The organism is Streptomyces sp. WM6378 (assembly GCF_001279695.1).
Taxonomy (GTDB): Bacteria; Actinomycetota; Actinomycetes; order Streptomycetales; family Streptomycetaceae; genus Streptomyces.
Genome location: NZ_LGDD01000306.1, coordinates 41855 through 56726 on the forward strand (window position 1 = coordinate 41855; position 14872 = coordinate 56726).

Below are 14872 nucleotides of genomic sequence, written 5' to 3' on the forward strand. Positions count from 1 at the left end.
TGGGCGTTCTGGTTCAGGGTGTTCTGCTTCGGCTCCGCAGGTGGCTGCTCGGTAAGGGAATGGGAGGTCGTTCGGTTCGCGGGCACAGCGGTTCTTCCCCTCTGCGGGAGGCTTGTTCAAGGGGGCGCGGGGGATCGCAGGGGTTGCTGAATTTCGGTCAGGGTGATGCGGCGGGGCGGGAAAGGCGTAGCCCGGCGCAGGGGAGCTGAGGGGGAAGTTCCCGCCGCCGTCGGGGCATGCGATCGAGGGCCGCACTCGCACCGTCGGCCGGTCTGGTCTGACCGCGATGATTGATCAGTGCCGCCGAACCTGTCAATGGTCGGCTGTTCGCATCCGCCCCAACTCGGCTGTCATGCCTGGCATTCCTGGGGCGGTCCGGTCCGGCCGGTCGGATGTAGCGAGAAGTTAAGGACATTGATCAAGGTATTGCGTATTCGCATCGGCATCAGGCAGATTGAGTCAGCCGATCGGAGGGGCTTGTTCCCGCCGCGGTACCCGGGGGATGTGCCTTTGCTACCGAGACCGCATCGACGGTGACAGGACGTGTTCGATGTCCGCTGCCCCTGCCGAGTCCGACCCCGAGCCGCCCTCGGCCCCCGCCCTCCGCACTCGACCACATCCCGCTTCGCCGCGCCCCGCCTCCGCCGCGCAGAGCGGCATCTGGTTCAACGAGCGGCTCGACGATTGTCTGACTGTCCATCATCTGCCCTTCTCCGTACGCTTCGAGGGCGATCTGGACGTGGCCGCGCTGCGGCGGGCCGTCGCCGCCACCGTGCGCAGGCACGAGGCCCTGACGAGCGCGGTCGAGGACCGGGCGGGCGCGCCCTTCCTGGTCCCGGCTGCCCGGCTGCCCGAGCTTGTCGTCGAGCGGCACGGCCCGGGTGCGGTGCGGCGGCACGTCGTCGCGCCCTTCGACCTCGCCCGCGGGCCGCTCTGCAGGCTGGTGCTGCTGAGCGCCGGCCCGCGCGAGCACCGGCTGCTCGTCGTCGCCCACCACCTCGTCTTCGACGGGCAGTCGATGGGCCTGCTCCTCGCCGACCTCGCGGCCTTCTACCGGGCCGAGGCGACGGGGGCCGACGCAGGGGTTCCGGAACTCCTCCCGGCCGAACCGCCGGGCGCCGAGGAGGATCGGATCGCCGCCGACTTGCCCTTGGCACAAGCCTATTGGGCCTGCCATCCGCTTGCTGACGACGAGTTGATGCTGCCCGGGCTCGACCGCCCCGCCCACGGGGTGACCGAGGGGGAATCGGTGGAGTTCCGCTTCCCCGATGAGCTGCGCGAGGGGCTCGGCCCGGTGGCGCGCCGGATCGGCGTGACCCGCTTCGAGCTGATCGTCGCGTCCCTGCACGCCCTCCTGTTCCGGTACGGAAACCGCACGCCGGTCACCGCGATCGACCTCGGCACGCGCACCCCCGAGCAGCAGGACCGTATCGGCGTGTACGTGAATGAGCTGCCGTTCTCCTCCGCGCCGGAGGCCGACGCCACGTTCGAGGAGTTCGCCCGCGCGGTGCGGGCGGGGCTGCGCGAGCTGTACCCGGTGCGTGATGTGCCGCTCGGGCGGGTCGGTGTCGGGGTGAAGCCGGGCGTCGCGCTGGCGCAGGTCTCGATGTCCTACCGCCGCCCGGAGGCCGTACCCCACTTCCGCGGGCTCACGGCGCGGGCCGACTGGTCGCCCTCCAGCCACACGGCTCGCAACGCCCTGCGCATCGAAGTCGCCGACGCTCCAGGGGAGTTGAGCGTGCTCCTCCAGTGCCCGAAGCGGGATGCGTGGCGCGAGGCGCCGCGGAGCATCGCCCGTCACTGGCTGACGCTGCTCACCCGGGTCGTCGCCGACCCGGACACCGCGCTCACGCACCTGCCGCTGCTCGATGCCGATGAGCGCGAGCGCCTGCTCGTCGAGTGGAACGACACCGCTGCGGAACAGCCTGGGAAAACGCTCCCGGAGCTGTTCGCGGAACAGGTGACTCGCACGCCTGACGCGGTGGCCGTCGTGCACGCCGACCGCCGGCTCAGCTACGCCGAGCTGGACGCCGCGGCCGAACGCCTCGCACACCGGTTGCGGGGCAGAGGCATCGGCCCCGGGGACCGCGTCACCGTACGGGCGAAGCGCTCGGAGCGGCTTGTGGTGGCGCTGCTGGGGGTGCTCAAGTCGGGGGCGGCGTACATTCCGCTGGATCCCGAATACCCCGCACAACGCCTGGAGTTCATCGCGGCGGATTCGAAGGCCGCTCTGGAACTCGGCGACGCCGATCTCGTCGCATGCGCCGACACCGCAATATCTGATGCAGTGTCAAATACGGCGCCCGTGAATGCCGGGCGGCGCCCCCGGCAGGCCGCTCCCGCCGATCTCGCGTACGTCATCTACACCTCCGGTTCTACCGGCCGCCCCAAAGGCGTGCAGATCGAGCACCGTTCGCTGACCAATCTGCTGCTGTCGCTGCGTGACCTGCTCGACGCCCGGCCCGCCGACAGGTGGCTCGCGCTGACCTCGGTGTCGTTCGACATCTCAGGCCTTGAACTGTTCCTTCCGCTCGTCACCGGCGCCACGGTGGTGGTGGCGGGCCAGAGTCAGACGCGCGACGGTGGGGCGCTGGGTGAACTCGTGGCCCGGCACGGCATCACCCACATCCAGGCCACCCCGACCGGCTGGGCGATGCTCCTGGACGCGGGCTTCGACGACACCACCGTCACCGCGCTGACCGGCGGCGAGGCGCTCCCGCCCGCGCTCGCGCGCCGGCTGCGGCCCATGGTCGGACGGCTGGTCAATGTGTACGGGCCGACGGAGACCACCATCTGGTCGACCGCTGACGAGGTCACCGAGGGCGAGGTCGCCAGGGAACCGGACCGAGTGGCGATCGGCCGGCCGTTGGCCAACACCCGTACCTATGTGCTCGACGCACACCTGTCGCCGGTCCCTGTGGGTGTGGCGGGCGACCTGTACATCGCGGGGACCGGGCTCGCCCGCGGCTACCTCGGTCGGCCCGACCTGGACCGGGAGCGCTTCCTGCCCGACCCGTTCGGGCCGCCCGGCAGCCGGATCTACCGCACCGGCGACCGGGCGCGGTACCGGGACGACGGGCGCCTTGAATTCCTGGGCAGGAACGACGACCAGATCAAGCTCCGGGGCTACCGGATCGAACTCGGCGAGATCGAATCGCGGCTCCTCGCCGTGCCCGGCGTGGACCGGGCGGCGGCGGCCGTACGGGACGGGCGCCTCGTCGCCTACCACGTCGGCGGCGCGGAGCCGGGTGCCGTACGCCGGGCGCTGGCGGCGGAGCTCGCGGCATACATGGTTCCGGAAGTCCTCGTCGCGCTCGACGCCCTGCCGCTCACACCGAACGGAAAGCTCGACAGGCGAGCGCTGCCCGCCCCGCCCGATGTGCCCGCCCCCGCAGCCGCGGTGGGGGACACCCCGCTGGAGGCGGTACGGGAGGTGTGGTGCGAGGTGCTGCGGCTGCCCGACGTCGGCGACACCGAGGACCTGTTCGACCTCGGGGGCCACTCGATCACGATGACCCAGATCTCGGCGCGGCTCCTCGACCGGCTCGGCGTCGACGTCCCCCTGGACGCGTACTTCGAGGACCCGACCGTGCGGGGGATCGCGGTGGTCGTGGCCGAGCTCACCCGCCAGAATTGGTCACCTGTACAGAAGATGAATCAGAGGTGAATACCGCCGGGCATTGGCTTCGTCCGCAGGCGGCCGGACATGGATCGGCCATGAAACTCATCAATGGGTGGCTGGGGGTGGTCCTCCGGGTGAAGTGTGCGCGAGGATGGCGCCATGACCGCGGCTCATCGCGCCATGGACCAATTGCAATCATGGCCGAACCTGGTAAGTGGCCCACCTCGCTGCGCAGTTGGGGAGGCTCTTTTCGCGGCGGAATACGAAGTGGTGCATTTCCATTCCGGATTCGCGGCCGACCTGCATCTCACCCACATGGCGATCGAGCGGCTGCGTCCCGAGCTGCGGCACAGCACGGCGATCCGGCTGAAGCCCGGGTCGGCGTGGGTGACCATACTGCTCGACTGCGACTCGGATGTGGACCTGCTGCTCACGCTGGTCAGCGTCGCCCTCAAGGCCCACACCGGCAGCCCGCCGCACCCCCTTCCCTCGCCGTGCACCTGGTACCGCCCCGCCGCCGTGCTCCAGCGGGTGCCGGAGCAGACCGTTCTGGAGCTCCCGGCCGCGGGCGTGTTCCCCGCGGCGAGGCGGGCGGTCGGCCGGTTCCTGCCGCATGGCCCCCGGGCCGTGTGAGGACTGCCTGCAGTGGGGCCCGCCGACATGTGCGGGCCCACGAACATGTGCGGGCCCGCTATGTGCGGCGCAGCCATGTGCGGGAATCAACGACCTTGCAGCGCCTTGACGTTGTCGCCGAACGTCCAGTTCTTCGAGCCGTCCCAGTTGATGGACCACGTCATCAGGCCCTTGAGCGCACCACTGTAGGTGTTCCAGGCTTGGGACACCTGGCTTGGTGTCATGTAGCCGCCACCGGCGCCTGGTTGGGCGGGCAGGCCCGGCACCTGCTTGTCGTACGGCACCTTGATCGTGGCGCCCTGGACGATGAGGCCCTTGTCGAGGCAGGTGGTCTGCGCGGTGAACCCGGCGACCGTACCGGCCTCGTACGAATCGCCGGAGCAGCCGTACATGCTGCCGTTGTAGTACTGCATGTTGAGCCACCACAGCCGGCCGTTGTCCGCGTACTTCTTCACGACGGGCAGGTACGCGCCCCAGATCGAGCCGTATGTCACGCTGCCCCCGGTGACGTACGCCGTCTCCGGGGCCATCGTCAGGCCGAAGTTCGAGGGCATCTGGGCGAGCACACCGTCGATGATGCGGATGAGGTTGGCCTGCGAGGCGGACAGGGTGTTGATGTTCCCGCTGCCCACCAGGCCGGTCTCGATGTCGATGTCGATGCCGTCGAAGTTGTACTGCTTGAGGATCGGCACGATGGTCGCCACGAACCGGTCGGCGACAGCGCTCGAACTGAGGTCGATGCCGGCCGCGGCCCCGCCGATGGACATGAGGATCGTCTGGCCGTCGGCCTTCGCCCGGCACATCTCGGCGGGCGTGGGCACCTTCACCGTCGAGTCCATGCCGTCCTCCCACAACACGGTGCCGTCCGAACGGATCACCGGGAAGGCGGCGTTGATGACGTTGTAGCCGTGGCCGCCGATACGGGAATCGGTCACCGGGATCCAACCCAGCGGCGGATGAACGCCGTTGGCCGCGCCGTCCCAGTTCTCCCAGTACCCCTGGAGCACCTTGCCCGAGGGTCTCGACTTGACCGCGCAGGTGTCGGCCCGAGGCGCGCTCGGCGCCGCGGCCACCGGGGCCTGCGCGGCGAGAGCCAGCACCAGTCCGGCTCCCAGCAGACGTAACGTACGACCGATCATGCTGTGCTCCTTGCCTCCGGGAGCGGCCGCGGTGGGGGCGCGGCGACTCCTGGACCGTGGGGGGACCTGAGGAGGTGCGAGGGGTGGCGACCCACACCGTAGATTGGTCCAGACCTGCCGTCAATCGCATCGGACGCACCAGATCCTGGACCTGTTGGACCATCAGATCAGAGAGGTGATGACGGGTCTGTCGGACCATCAGGCGGCTTACGCACAGCGGGTGTTGGGGGGTTACGCCGACGCCCTCATCCAGTCGTAGGCACGCTCGGTGCTGAACTCCCCCTGGCCGCCCGGGAAGAGCAGGCTCGCCGTCGCGAACGCCGGGTCGTCGGCGCTCTGCGGCAGATAGGGGACGGCGATGCAGCGCATCCCGGCGGCGTGCGCCGCTGCCGCTCCGGGCGGAGCGTCCTCCAGGATCACGCAGTCGGCGGGGGCCGCGCCGAGACGGCGGGCGGCCTCCAGGAAGACGTCGGGCTCGGGCTTCCCGTGCTCGACCTCTTCGGCCGACACGACGAGCTCCATGAAGGAATCGAGGCCGGTGCCCGCCAGGATCGCGTCGATCGCCGAGCGCGAGGAACCCGAGGCCACCGCCATCCGTACGCCCTCCGCATGCAGCCGCTCCACGAACTTGCGCATCTCGGGGAAGACCTCGGTGGAGGCGCGCGCCAGCTCCAGATAGGCGGCGTTCTTCGCCGCCAGCATCTCCTCGATCGGCCCGGTCAGCGTGTGCTGCCGGTCCAGGATCTCCAGCGTCTCGCGGGTTCCGATGCCGATGAAGCGGGCGTGCTGCTCCCAGGTGAAGTCGGGCAGGCCGTAGCGCGCGAGCACCTGACGCGCGGCCTCGTAATAGTTCGGCTCGCTGTCCACGAGTGTGCCGTCGAGATCGAAGATGACCGAAGTGGTATGTGATGTGCGCATGCGTCCCAGCATGCCAAGGGGTGGGGGCGTCGCGCGTCGGTCACTTCGCGGAGGCGCGCCCCACCGACTCGACCAGCGGCAGCAGCCGGTGCGCCACCCGCTCGCGCAGCGCCACTTCCGTACGCGTGCGGACGACGCCGGGGAGTTGGATGAGGCGCTGGATGACGTCTTCGAGGTGGGCGTTGTCGCGGGCCGCGACCCGGGTCAGGAGATCGCCGCCGCCGGTGATCGAGAACGCCTCGATGATCTCGGGCACGGCGGCGAGCGCGTCGCCGACCTCGTCCAGGTGGCCCTGGGTCACCTCGATGTGGACGAAGGCGAGCACCGGGTGGCCGAGGGCCGCGGGGGAGAGCGCGGGGCCGGTGCCGGTGATCACGCCGTCCCGCTCCATCCGGTCGAGGCGGGCCTGGAGCGTGCCGCGGGCGACGCCGAGGATGCGCGCGTACTCGCGGATGCTGGTGCGCGGCTGCTCGATGAGCAACCGCAGGATCCGGGTGTCGAGTGTGTCCACCGTCACGTCCCGATGGCTCCCTTCTGGTCCTGTCAACAGGGCATCGACTGTACCAATGGCGCAGTGATCCGGAGCTCGGTTGAGCCAGTGTCACTCCGGATGTTTTCCTCTGGGGTAGATGGCGCCGCGCAGCGCGCGGGACGGTGACGATGCCGGTCCTGGCCCAGCGGCGCCTTTGTCATGCCTGAAGCGAATGTTCGCGTAGTTCACGTAAAGGGGGCGCGGCAATCGCCGTGAAGAGGATGTTTGTGGCTCCGGACCCGGGGCTTTTGCGACTGCGTGTTTCGCTGCGAGCCGTTGTCGGCGTGAGCCTGTCGGTGACCGCCGCGGAACTCTGCGGGCTCCCCCTGCCCGCGTCGATCACCGCGGGCCTAGCCTCGCTGCTCGCCCTGTTCACGGTCGGCGACGCCACCGTCCGCGCCCAGGCGACCACCACCGCGCTGCTCCCCGCCGTCGGTTTTCCTGTGCTCGCCCTGGCGGCCGCGCTGCACGGCACCCCGCTGCCGCGCGACGCCTGCTGGCTCGCGGTGATCTTCGCAGGGGTGTACGCCCGGCGCTGGGGCCCGCGCGGCCAGGCGCTCGGGATCTTCGCCTTCATGATGTTCTTCACGACCCAGTTCCTGCACGCGGTTCCCTCTCAACTACCCGAACTCTACGGGGCAGTTGCACTCGCGATCGCGGCCTCGGCGGGCGTCAGGTTCGGGGTGTGGTGCATCGAGCGGCGCACCGCCCCGCCCGCCGCCCCGGCTGCGCTCACCGGTCGCGGACTCGCCCGCCCCACCACCCGCCAGGCCTTCCAGGCGACGGTGGCCTGCGCCATCGCGCTCGGCGTGGGCCAGGTGCTCTCCGAGGCCCGCTGGTACTGGGCCGTCGGCGCCGCCTGGTGGATCTTCGTGAACACCGCGTCGCGTGGCGAGACCCTGGTACGCGGCTTCCGCCGGGTGCTCGGCACGGTCACCGGCATCGCCGCCGGGCTGCTCATCGCGATCCCGCTGCACGGAGCCCCGGCCCCCACCGCGGTGCTGGTCGCGGTGTGCGTCTTCGGCATCTTCTACACGGCCGCGCCCAGCTACAGCTGGATGATGTTCTTCGTCACCGTCATGGCGGGCCTGCTCTACGGCCTGCTCGGCGTGCTGCACCCCGGGCTGCTCGTGCTCCGCGTCCAGGAGACGGCGGTGGGCGCCCTTGGCGCGGTCGTCGGCGTCGCCCTGGTCCTGCCGGTCAGCACGCACGCCGCCACCGACGCGTGGATCCAGCGGGCCCTGCACTGCGTACACCGCTGCACCGCGGCGGCCGCGCACCGGCTCGCCGGGGACGAGAGCGCCGACCCCGCGCCCCGCGCCGCCGAACTGGAGATCCTGCTCGGCCGCGTACGCCTCTCGCTGGCCCCGCTCGTCCACCCCCTGAGCCCGCTGCGCGCCCGCAGGGCCCGCGCCCACCAGGTCCTCGTCCTGCTCGACGACTGTGCCCGCGAGGTGCGGGGCCTCGCCGCGGTGGCCGCCGACCCGGCCGCCTCCCACGACGCCCGCCTCACCGCGGCGTGCCAGCGCGTGGAAGCGGCGGTGGCGACCCTGGTCTCCCCGTCGCCGGACCCGTCCCCGTGGACCGCCCTCACCGCGCTCCCGGCCCCCCACCACCACCCGGGCGCGGAAGCCGCCCTCACCCACCTGCACGGCTTGGAGCGGGCCCTGGGAGAGCTGGCCGCACCACTGCGGTCCTCGCCTCGGGCGGCCTTGGCGGTGGCCTGAGCCGGGCCGGCCCCGTCACCGAGTGGATGGCGGGGCCGCGTCAGGCCCGGCGCTCCCCGACCGGTACGCCCCTGCTCCAGAGCTCCTCGGCGTGCTCCGCGAACCGGTCGAACATGCCGCCGTCGCCATGGCGCCGCAGGTGCATCAAGGGCGAATCGTGGCCGACCAGCCTCGCGAGGTGCGGGGTGACCAGCGCGTCGTGGTCGAACCGGAACACGGACAGCGACACATGGTTGATGGCATCCAGAGCGGCGCTGAAGCGAGCCTCCAGCCCTTCCACGGCGAGACGGTCCAGGTGCTCCAGCGTGATCCGGATCCGGGTGGACACGCTCAGGGCCACGTCCTCGACGGCCTCCCGCTGCCGTGTCACCTCGCCTCCGGGGTCGCCCAGCAGGAACCGCACCCGGCACCCTGACTTCACCTTCCGGCGAAGCGTCTCGGGGAACGCCGGGACCTGCGTGAAGAAGAAGTAGTTCGTGTACCCCGCGAGGAACAGCTCTTCCTCGGCCCCTTCCACCAGCTCGGCCCACACGGTGGACGGGCAGGCGGAGCGATACGGGTACGAGTGCACGAGCTCGCGGTCGTTGCCCGTCTTGATCCGGTCCTTCACGGCTTGCGGCCACACCATCTCTTCATCCACTCCCAGCGCCCGGCAGGCATCGGCCCTGTTCCTCGCGTGCGGTGTCAACTCGGCGTCACCGAGCCATCGTTCCACCTGCTTCGCCGACACCCCCACCAGGTTGGCCAGCCTGCGGGGGGTCATGCCCGCGTCGTCCAGGGCTGAGCGCAGTCCCATATTCACCTGTCAACCCCCTTGGTGCAGACGTTTGGGCCTTCTCCGAAGCTACCGCCGAGGTGTCCCAACTGGTGTTGGTTCGGGGAGAGATACGTCCGAGAGGGCGAGCGACGATCTCCTAGCCGCCTACAGCGGGCCGGCCCGATCCAAGGGAGCAACCCATGTATGCCAGCCATCCGCCGGGCAACGGCGACTACGAGATGCCGCCCTCGGCCCCGCCGATCCACGGAGTGCAAGGGTGCGGACCGTGCTCCCTCCTCCTCGCCGAGCTTCGCCACGCGGTGCAGGGCGGCAATGCCTCGGCCGAGGTGGACGCGCGGGTGAAGATCAGGCGTCACATGCGCCAAGTGCACGGCACGGAGATCCCGTTCTTCGCGGGCTGAGCGGCCGAGCACAACTCCCAGCTGGTCTAGACCCCCCCTGCTACCGTCGCCGGAGCACAGCGGTGTGCGGGCCGGGTCCCGGAGTGCGGGGCGGTCACGGTGGAGAGGGGCTGCAGGGTGGGCACGGACAGGGTCGCGCGGGCATTCATCGGGTCGTTCACCACGGCGGGCGGGCACGGGGTGACCGCGGTCGCCGTGGACGAGGCAACCGGGGCGCTCACCCCGCTCGGGTCCACGGACGCCCTCGCCAATCCTTCGTTCATGGTGCCCTCCGTGGACGGAGCCCTCCTGTACGCCGTGGGGGAGAACGCCGTCGGGACGGCCGCCGCCTTCGATGTCGGCGAAGACGTTCCCCTGCTCCTCGGCGAGCCCGTGCCCGTACGCGGCGCCGGGCCCACCCATCTCGCCCTCGCCGCCGGGCATCTCGTCACCGCCAACTACGACTCCGGCAGCGTCACCGCGCTCCCGGTCCGTCCCGACGGCAGCCCGGGCCCGGCCGCGTCCGTGCTCGCGCACCACGGCTCCGGCCCGCACCCCGACCGCCAGCAGGGGCCGCACGCCCACCAGGTGCTGGCCGATCCGAGCGGCCGCTGGGTCGTGAGCGTCGACCTCGGCACCGACTCCGTACGCGTCTGTGCGCTCGACCCAGGGACCGGCGCCCTGCGGCTGCACGCCGAGACCGCGCTGCGGCCCGGAACCGGTCCCCGCCACCTCGCCTTCCACCCCGGTGGCCGCCACGCGTACGTCCTCAACGAGCTCGTGCCGACGCTCACCGTGTGCCGCTGGGACGCGGAGGGCGGCAGCCTCGAAGCCCTCCACGAGGTGCCCGTCGTCGAGGACGGCGTGAGTACGGCGACGTACCCCTCGGAGGTCGTCGTCGCGCACGACGGGCGCTTCGTCTGGGCGGCCAACCGCGGGCACGACTCGATCGCCGTTCTCGCGCTGGACGCGACGGGCGAGCAGGCCCGCCTCGTCACCACCGTGGACTGCGGCGGGCGCTGGCCGCGCGATCTCACCCTGGACCCGTCCGGGCGCCGCCTGTACGCCGCCAACGAGCGCTCTGGCGACGTGACCTGGTTCGACATCGACCCGGCCACCGGCATCCCCGCCCGGGCCGGTTCCATCGAGGCGCCCGCCGCCTCGTGCGTCGTCTTCCGCTGACCGGTGACGCGACGGGGCCCGCACCGGACGTCCGGTGCGGGCCCCGCCTCTCAGGTCGTACGTACGGTCAGTGGACCGGCGATCCCTGCGGCTGCGGGGTGATGCCCAGCGCGGCCGCGTACTGCGACAGGACCAGCTTGCCGATCGCCGGGTAGGCGCCGAGCGCCTCGGCGACGGCGCACTCGGCTTCCTTGGCGGCGGCGTCGAGCAGCCCCTCGGCCACTTCCGGGCCGATCAGGTACGGGGCGACGGCGAGCTGCACCGAACCCGAGCCGCGCAGCTGTGCGGCCATCGCCGCGATCGCGCCCTCCTGGTCGAGGGCCGCGGCCATCACCGGCACGGCGAGGCGCGCGGCGAGCAGCATGCCGGTGATCCCGGCGGCCTGGACGGCCTCCTCGCCGCCCACCGTCGCCAGGATGATCCCGTCGGCGGCGGTCGCGACCGTGAAGAGCCGGGCGCGGTCGGCGCGGGCCAGACCGGCCTCGGAGAGCCGCACGTGCAGGCCCTCGGCGAGCAGCGGGTGCGGGCCGAGCACATCGGTCAGCTCGGCGGCCGCGCGGCTGTCCATGACCGCCTGCCGTATCCGGCGGATCAGGGCGCTGTCGGGGCCCGCGAGCAGCGGGACGACCACGGCGGCCGGGCCCTCGGGCTCGGCGACCTCGCGGCCCGCGGCACGCGCCTGCTCGACGCGCGCGCTGCGCTCGGCGGCGGTGTGGGCGAGAACGGCGTCGAGCGTGGGGTACTCGGCGGATTCGGCTTCGGTGCTGTCCAGGTAGCCGATACGGGCGTGCAGGCCGGGCAGCTCGGAGCGGGCGATGCTGATGACTTCTTCGGCCAGGCTGCGCACAGCGGGGCCGGGAGCGCCGGGAACGGCGAGAACGAGCGCGGGCGCGCCCTCCGGAGCAACCACCGGTTCCGGGCGGCGGTGCCGGCCGGACTGGCGGGGTCGCGGCATTCGTACGGGCAGGCCGGATGCTGGCCCAGTGGGGGTGCTCATGGCGTCGCATGCTACTGGTTTTGCGTGGGCGGCTGTTCGGGGAGGGGACAGCTGAGCGGTATCTGTCCCGTTTTTCCCGGAGAGTGGCATAAAGATCAACTGTCCTGATCTGTCTCGGCACTCACTCGCGCTCACTCGGTCGCGATCCACAACATGCGCGGGTCCCGCGGCAGTCGCAGCCCCCCGCCCGCGAGGCCCGCCGCGATGAGCAACGAGCCGTCGAGGGGATCGCCGGCCGCCTCGGCCGTCCGGGCCTGCGGGAGTTGGCGGCGCAACTCCCGCCGCAGCGGTACGAGAAGAGGCTCGCCCAGTTTGAACAGGCCGCCGGTGAGCGCCACTTGGGGCTCCTCGCCGGTGCCCGCCGGGCAGACCGCGGCGGCCGCCTCGACGATGTGCCGGGCCGCGTCCCGCAGGATGCCCGCGGCCACCGGGTCGGCCTCGGCGCAGCCCGCGACCTCGGGCGCGAACGAGGCGAGCACGGCGGGCCGGTCGCTGCGCGGATACAGCAGTCCCGGAAGGTCCCCGGGCGCACCGAACACCGCCGTGAGGCGGTCGAGCAGCGCCGCCGAACCGCCCCGTCGCCCGTCGTGGCCGCGCAGCGCCGCTTCCAGACCGGCCCGGCCGATCCAGGCGCCGCTGCCGCAGTCGCCGAGCAGATGCCCCCAGCCGTCGGCCCGCCGCCATGCTGCGAGATCCGTGCCGAGCGCGATCATCCCCGTCCCCGCGGCGACGACCGCCCCGGCCCGCTGGCCGAGCGCGCCCGCGTACGCGGTGACCGCATCGGCGGCCAGGGCGAGCGTGCGAACGCCGAGCGAACGGGCCAGGGCGCCGGGCAGTTCGGCCCGCAACTCGTCACCGAGCGTGGCCATCCCGGCAGCTCCCACCGCCACTGCCGCGATCCGGTCCGCCCCGGCGCGCACCCTCAACTCCTCGACGGCGGGGAGCAGTTGACCGAGAAGGTGCCCGGCGTCGATCCCGCCGGGACCGGTCCGTACCGGCTCCTTCGAGGTGATGACCTCGGCCGGGGAGCCCGGCTCGGCACGGCGCAGCGCGAACCGAACACCGGATCCCCCGGAGTCGACCCCCAGCACCCAGGGCGCGCCGGCGTCCGTCACGGAAGGCGCCAGTCGACAGGCTGCGCGCCCTGCCGCTGAAGAAGTTCGTTCGTACGGCTGAAGGGGCGCGAGCCGAAGAAGCCGCGGTCCGCCGACATGGGGGAGGGGTGCGCGGACTCGATCGCCGGGAGGTCGCCGAGCAGCGGGCGCAGATTGCGGGCGTCGCGGCCCCACAGCACCGACACCAGCGGGGTGCCGCGGGCGACCAGCGCCCGGATGGCCTGTTCGGTGACCTCTTCCCAGCCCTTGCCCCGGTGGGCGGCGGGCTTGCGGGGTGCCGTCGTGAGCGCCCTGTTGAGCAGCAGCACCCCCTGTTTCGTCCAGGGCGTCAGGTCGCCGTTGGCCGGCCTCGGCGCGCCCAGGTCGGAGTTCAGCTCGCGGAAGATGTTCTCCAAACTGCCCGGCAGCGGCCGCACTTCGGGCGCCACCGAGAACGACAGGCCCACCGCGTGCCCCGGCGTCGGATAGGGGTCCTGGCCGACGATCAGCACCCGCACCTCGTGGAACGGCTGCTGGAAAGCGCGCAGCACATTCGGTCCTGACGGCAAATAAGTGCGTCCTGCCGCGATCTCTTCCCGGAGGAAGTCGCCCATCGCGGCGACCCTTCCGGCCACGGGTTCCAGTGCGTCCGCCCAGCCGGGCTCGACGATCTCTTTCAACGGTCGTGCTGCCACGGCCGTCACTCTACTGGCGCAGCACCCGCCGCATTCCCGCCCCCGTCAACCGATCACCGCCGCCCGTACGCACAGCACGTCCGGCAGGTGCGAGGCGAGCAGGCTCCAGCTGTCGCCGTCATCGGCGCTCGCGTACACCTCGCCGTTGCGGTTGCCGAAGTACACCCCGGCCGGATCGGCGTCGTCGGTGCACAGCGCGTCGCGCAGCACCGTGCCGTAGTGGGCGTCCTGCGGCAGGCCCGCCGAGAGCGGCTCCCAGTTCTTGCCCGCGTCCTCGGTGCGGAAGACCCGGCACTTGTTGTCCGCCGGAACCCGGTCGGAGTCGGCCGTGATCGGAAAGACGTAGGCGGTGCCGGAGCGGCGCGGGTGGGTGGCGGCCGCGAAGCCGAAGGTGGAGGGCAGGCCCGCGCCGATGTCCGTCCACTGCTCACCGGCGTCGTCGCTGCGGTAGACGCCCCAGTGGTTCTGCAGATAGAGCCGGTCCGGGTCGGCCGGGTCCTGGGCGATCTTGTGGACGCACTGGCCGAACTCCGGGTTCGGGTCCGGCAAGAACACCGCCGAGACGCCCTTGTTCGCCGGGGCCCAGCTCTCCCCGCCGTCCTTGGTGCGGAACACCCCCGCCGTCGACACGGCGACCGTCAGCGCCCGGGTGTCGCGCGGGTCCGTGACGATGGTGTGCAGTCCCTCGCCCCCGCCGCCGGGCACCCACCGCGAGCGCGTCGGATGCTCCCACAGGGGCCGTACGAGCTCGAAGCTCTCCCCGCCGTCCGCCGAGCGGAACAGCGCGGCCGGCTCCGTCCCCGCGTACACCACACCCGGCGCCTCGGGCCCCGCCGGGCGCAGCTGCCACACCCGCTCCAGCGAAGCGCCCGTGAACTCCGGGAATTTCACCGCCGGTTGCTTCGGCTCGGTCCAGGTGCGGCCCAGGTCGTCGGAGTGGAACACGGACGGCCCCCAGTGCGCGCTGTCCCCGCCGACCAGGAGCCGGGGCGACGGCTCGTACCGCGTGTCGATGGCGACGGAGTACACCGCCTGGGCGTTGAAGTGCGGCCCCTCGAACTCCCAGGTCCCGCCGCGCCTGCGGCCGACGAAGAGCCCCTTGCGCGTACCCACCGTGAGCAATACCTCGGTCATGCCGGTCCCTCCAAAACGCCGTTGTTCCGGATAGTGGCCAG

General features: G+C 71.8%; 13 protein-coding genes. 5 read left to right on the forward strand and 8 right to left on the reverse strand.

The window, feature by feature from the left end; all coding sequences use genetic code 11:
- Positions 1–550 precede the first annotated feature (550 nt).
- The gene (locus ADK54_RS27940; protein WP_078966689.1) at positions 551–3667 is read left to right on the forward strand and encodes a non-ribosomal peptide synthetase; all 3117 of its coding nucleotides are present in this window, start codon (positions 551–553) and stop codon (positions 3665–3667) included.
- A gap of 135 nt (positions 3668–3802) precedes the next feature.
- Positions 3803–4255 carry a luciferase family protein gene (locus ADK54_RS46275; RefSeq protein ID WP_234392237.1) on the forward strand — a complete coding sequence of 151 codons (453 nt, stop codon included), beginning with the start codon at positions 3803–3805 and terminating at the stop codon, positions 4253–4255.
- 86 nt (positions 4256–4341) lie between these two features.
- On the opposite strand, the gene ADK54_RS27950 is transcribed toward ADK54_RS46275, so the two are convergent.
- The 3 genes from ADK54_RS27950 to ADK54_RS27960 form a co-directional block, all read right to left on the reverse strand.
- Positions 4342–5394 (reverse strand): chitinase, encoded by a 1053-nt coding sequence (locus tag ADK54_RS27950; protein ID WP_053728503.1) that lies wholly within the window; start codon positions 5392–5394, stop codon positions 4342–4344.
- A 231-nt stretch (positions 5395–5625) separates the two neighbouring features.
- Positions 5626–6324: an HAD family hydrolase gene (locus ADK54_RS27955; protein ID WP_053728504.1), complete on the reverse strand. Its 699-nt coding sequence runs from the start codon at positions 6322–6324 to the stop codon at positions 5626–5628.
- A gap of 28 nt (positions 6325–6352) precedes the next feature.
- Positions 6353–6829 (reverse strand): Lrp/AsnC family transcriptional regulator, encoded by a 477-nt coding sequence (locus ADK54_RS27960; protein WP_053728505.1) that lies wholly within the window; start codon positions 6827–6829, stop codon positions 6353–6355.
- A gap of 236 nt (positions 6830–7065) precedes the next feature.
- Here ADK54_RS27960 and ADK54_RS27965 point away from each other — a divergent pair, with 236 nt between their 5' ends.
- On the forward strand, positions 7066–8571 hold the full coding sequence (locus ADK54_RS27965; protein ID WP_053728506.1) for an FUSC family protein: 1506 nt from the start codon (positions 7066–7068) through the stop codon (positions 8569–8571).
- A gap of 40 nt (positions 8572–8611) precedes the next feature.
- Here the strand turns inward: ADK54_RS27965 and ADK54_RS27970 are convergent, their stop codons facing one another.
- The gene (locus ADK54_RS27970) at positions 8612–9199 is read right to left on the reverse strand and encodes a DNA-binding protein (RefSeq protein ID WP_053728666.1); all 588 of its coding nucleotides are present in this window, start codon (positions 9197–9199) and stop codon (positions 8612–8614) included.
- Positions 9200–9528: 329 nt separating this feature from the next.
- Here ADK54_RS27970 and ADK54_RS27975 point away from each other — a divergent pair, with 329 nt between their 5' ends.
- Together ADK54_RS27975 and ADK54_RS27980 are read left to right on the forward strand one after the other, a co-directional pair.
- Positions 9529–9750 (forward strand): hypothetical protein, encoded by a 222-nt coding sequence (locus tag ADK54_RS27975; protein ID WP_053728507.1) that lies wholly within the window; start codon positions 9529–9531, stop codon positions 9748–9750.
- Positions 9751–9867: 117 nt separating this feature from the next.
- Positions 9868–10911, forward strand: a complete 1044-nt coding sequence (locus ADK54_RS27980) for a lactonase family protein (protein WP_053728508.1) — start codon at positions 9868–9870, stop codon at positions 10909–10911.
- Positions 10912–10978: 67 nt separating this feature from the next.
- Here the strand turns inward: ADK54_RS27980 and ADK54_RS27985 are convergent, their stop codons facing one another.
- The 4 genes from ADK54_RS27985 to ADK54_RS28000 all read right to left on the reverse strand — a co-directional run bounded on the left by ADK54_RS27985 (position 10979) and on the right by ADK54_RS28000 (position 14831).
- Positions 10979–11908 (reverse strand): sirohydrochlorin chelatase, encoded by a 930-nt coding sequence (locus tag ADK54_RS27985; RefSeq protein ID WP_078966690.1) that lies wholly within the window; start codon positions 11906–11908, stop codon positions 10979–10981.
- A 131-nt stretch (positions 11909–12039) separates the two neighbouring features.
- Positions 12040–13023: an N-acetylglucosamine kinase gene (locus ADK54_RS27990; RefSeq protein ID WP_107090636.1), complete on the reverse strand. Its 984-nt coding sequence runs from the start codon at positions 13021–13023 to the stop codon at positions 12040–12042.
- Entirely contained in the window at positions 13020–13697 is a 678-nt protein-coding gene (locus tag ADK54_RS27995) for a uracil-DNA glycosylase (RefSeq protein ID WP_053728668.1), read from the reverse strand. Before ADK54_RS27995 ends, ADK54_RS27990 begins: the two co-directional genes overlap by 4 nt.
- Positions 13698–13742: 45 nt before the next feature.
- The gene (locus ADK54_RS28000; protein ID WP_053728510.1) at positions 13743–14831 is read right to left on the reverse strand and encodes a WD40/YVTN/BNR-like repeat-containing protein; all 1089 of its coding nucleotides are present in this window, start codon (positions 14829–14831) and stop codon (positions 13743–13745) included.
- Positions 14832–14872: the final 41 nt, after the last annotated feature.

Bases quoted from the DNA above. Each gene is read 5' to 3' on its own strand.
- ADK54_RS27940 (WP_078966689.1), top strand. From the start codon at position 551: ATGTCCGCTGCCCCTGCCGAGTCCGACCCCGAGCCGCCCTCGGCCCCC.
- ADK54_RS46275 (WP_234392237.1), top strand. From the start codon at position 3,803: ATGGACCAATTGCAATCATGGCCGAACCTGGTAAGTGGCCCACCTCGC.
- ADK54_RS28000 (WP_053728510.1), bottom strand. From the start codon at position 14,831: ATGACCGAGGTATTGCTCACGGTGGGTACGCGCAAGGGGCTCTTCGTC.
- ADK54_RS27970 (WP_053728666.1), bottom strand. From the start codon at position 9,199: ATGGTGTGGCCGCAAGCCGTGAAGGACCGGATCAAGACGGGCAACGAC.
- ADK54_RS27955 (WP_053728504.1), bottom strand. From the start codon at position 6,324: ATGCTGGGACGCATGCGCACATCACATACCACTTCGGTCATCTTCGAT.
- ADK54_RS27965 (WP_053728506.1), top strand. From the start codon at position 7,066: ATGTTTGTGGCTCCGGACCCGGGGCTTTTGCGACTGCGTGTTTCGCTG.
- ADK54_RS27975 (WP_053728507.1), top strand. From the start codon at position 9,529: ATGTATGCCAGCCATCCGCCGGGCAACGGCGACTACGAGATGCCGCCC.
- ADK54_RS27985 (WP_078966690.1), bottom strand. From the start codon at position 11,908: ATGAGCACCCCCACTGGGCCAGCATCCGGCCTGCCCGTACGAATGCCG.
- ADK54_RS27950 (WP_053728503.1), bottom strand. From the start codon at position 5,394: ATGATCGGTCGTACGTTACGTCTGCTGGGAGCCGGACTGGTGCTGGCT.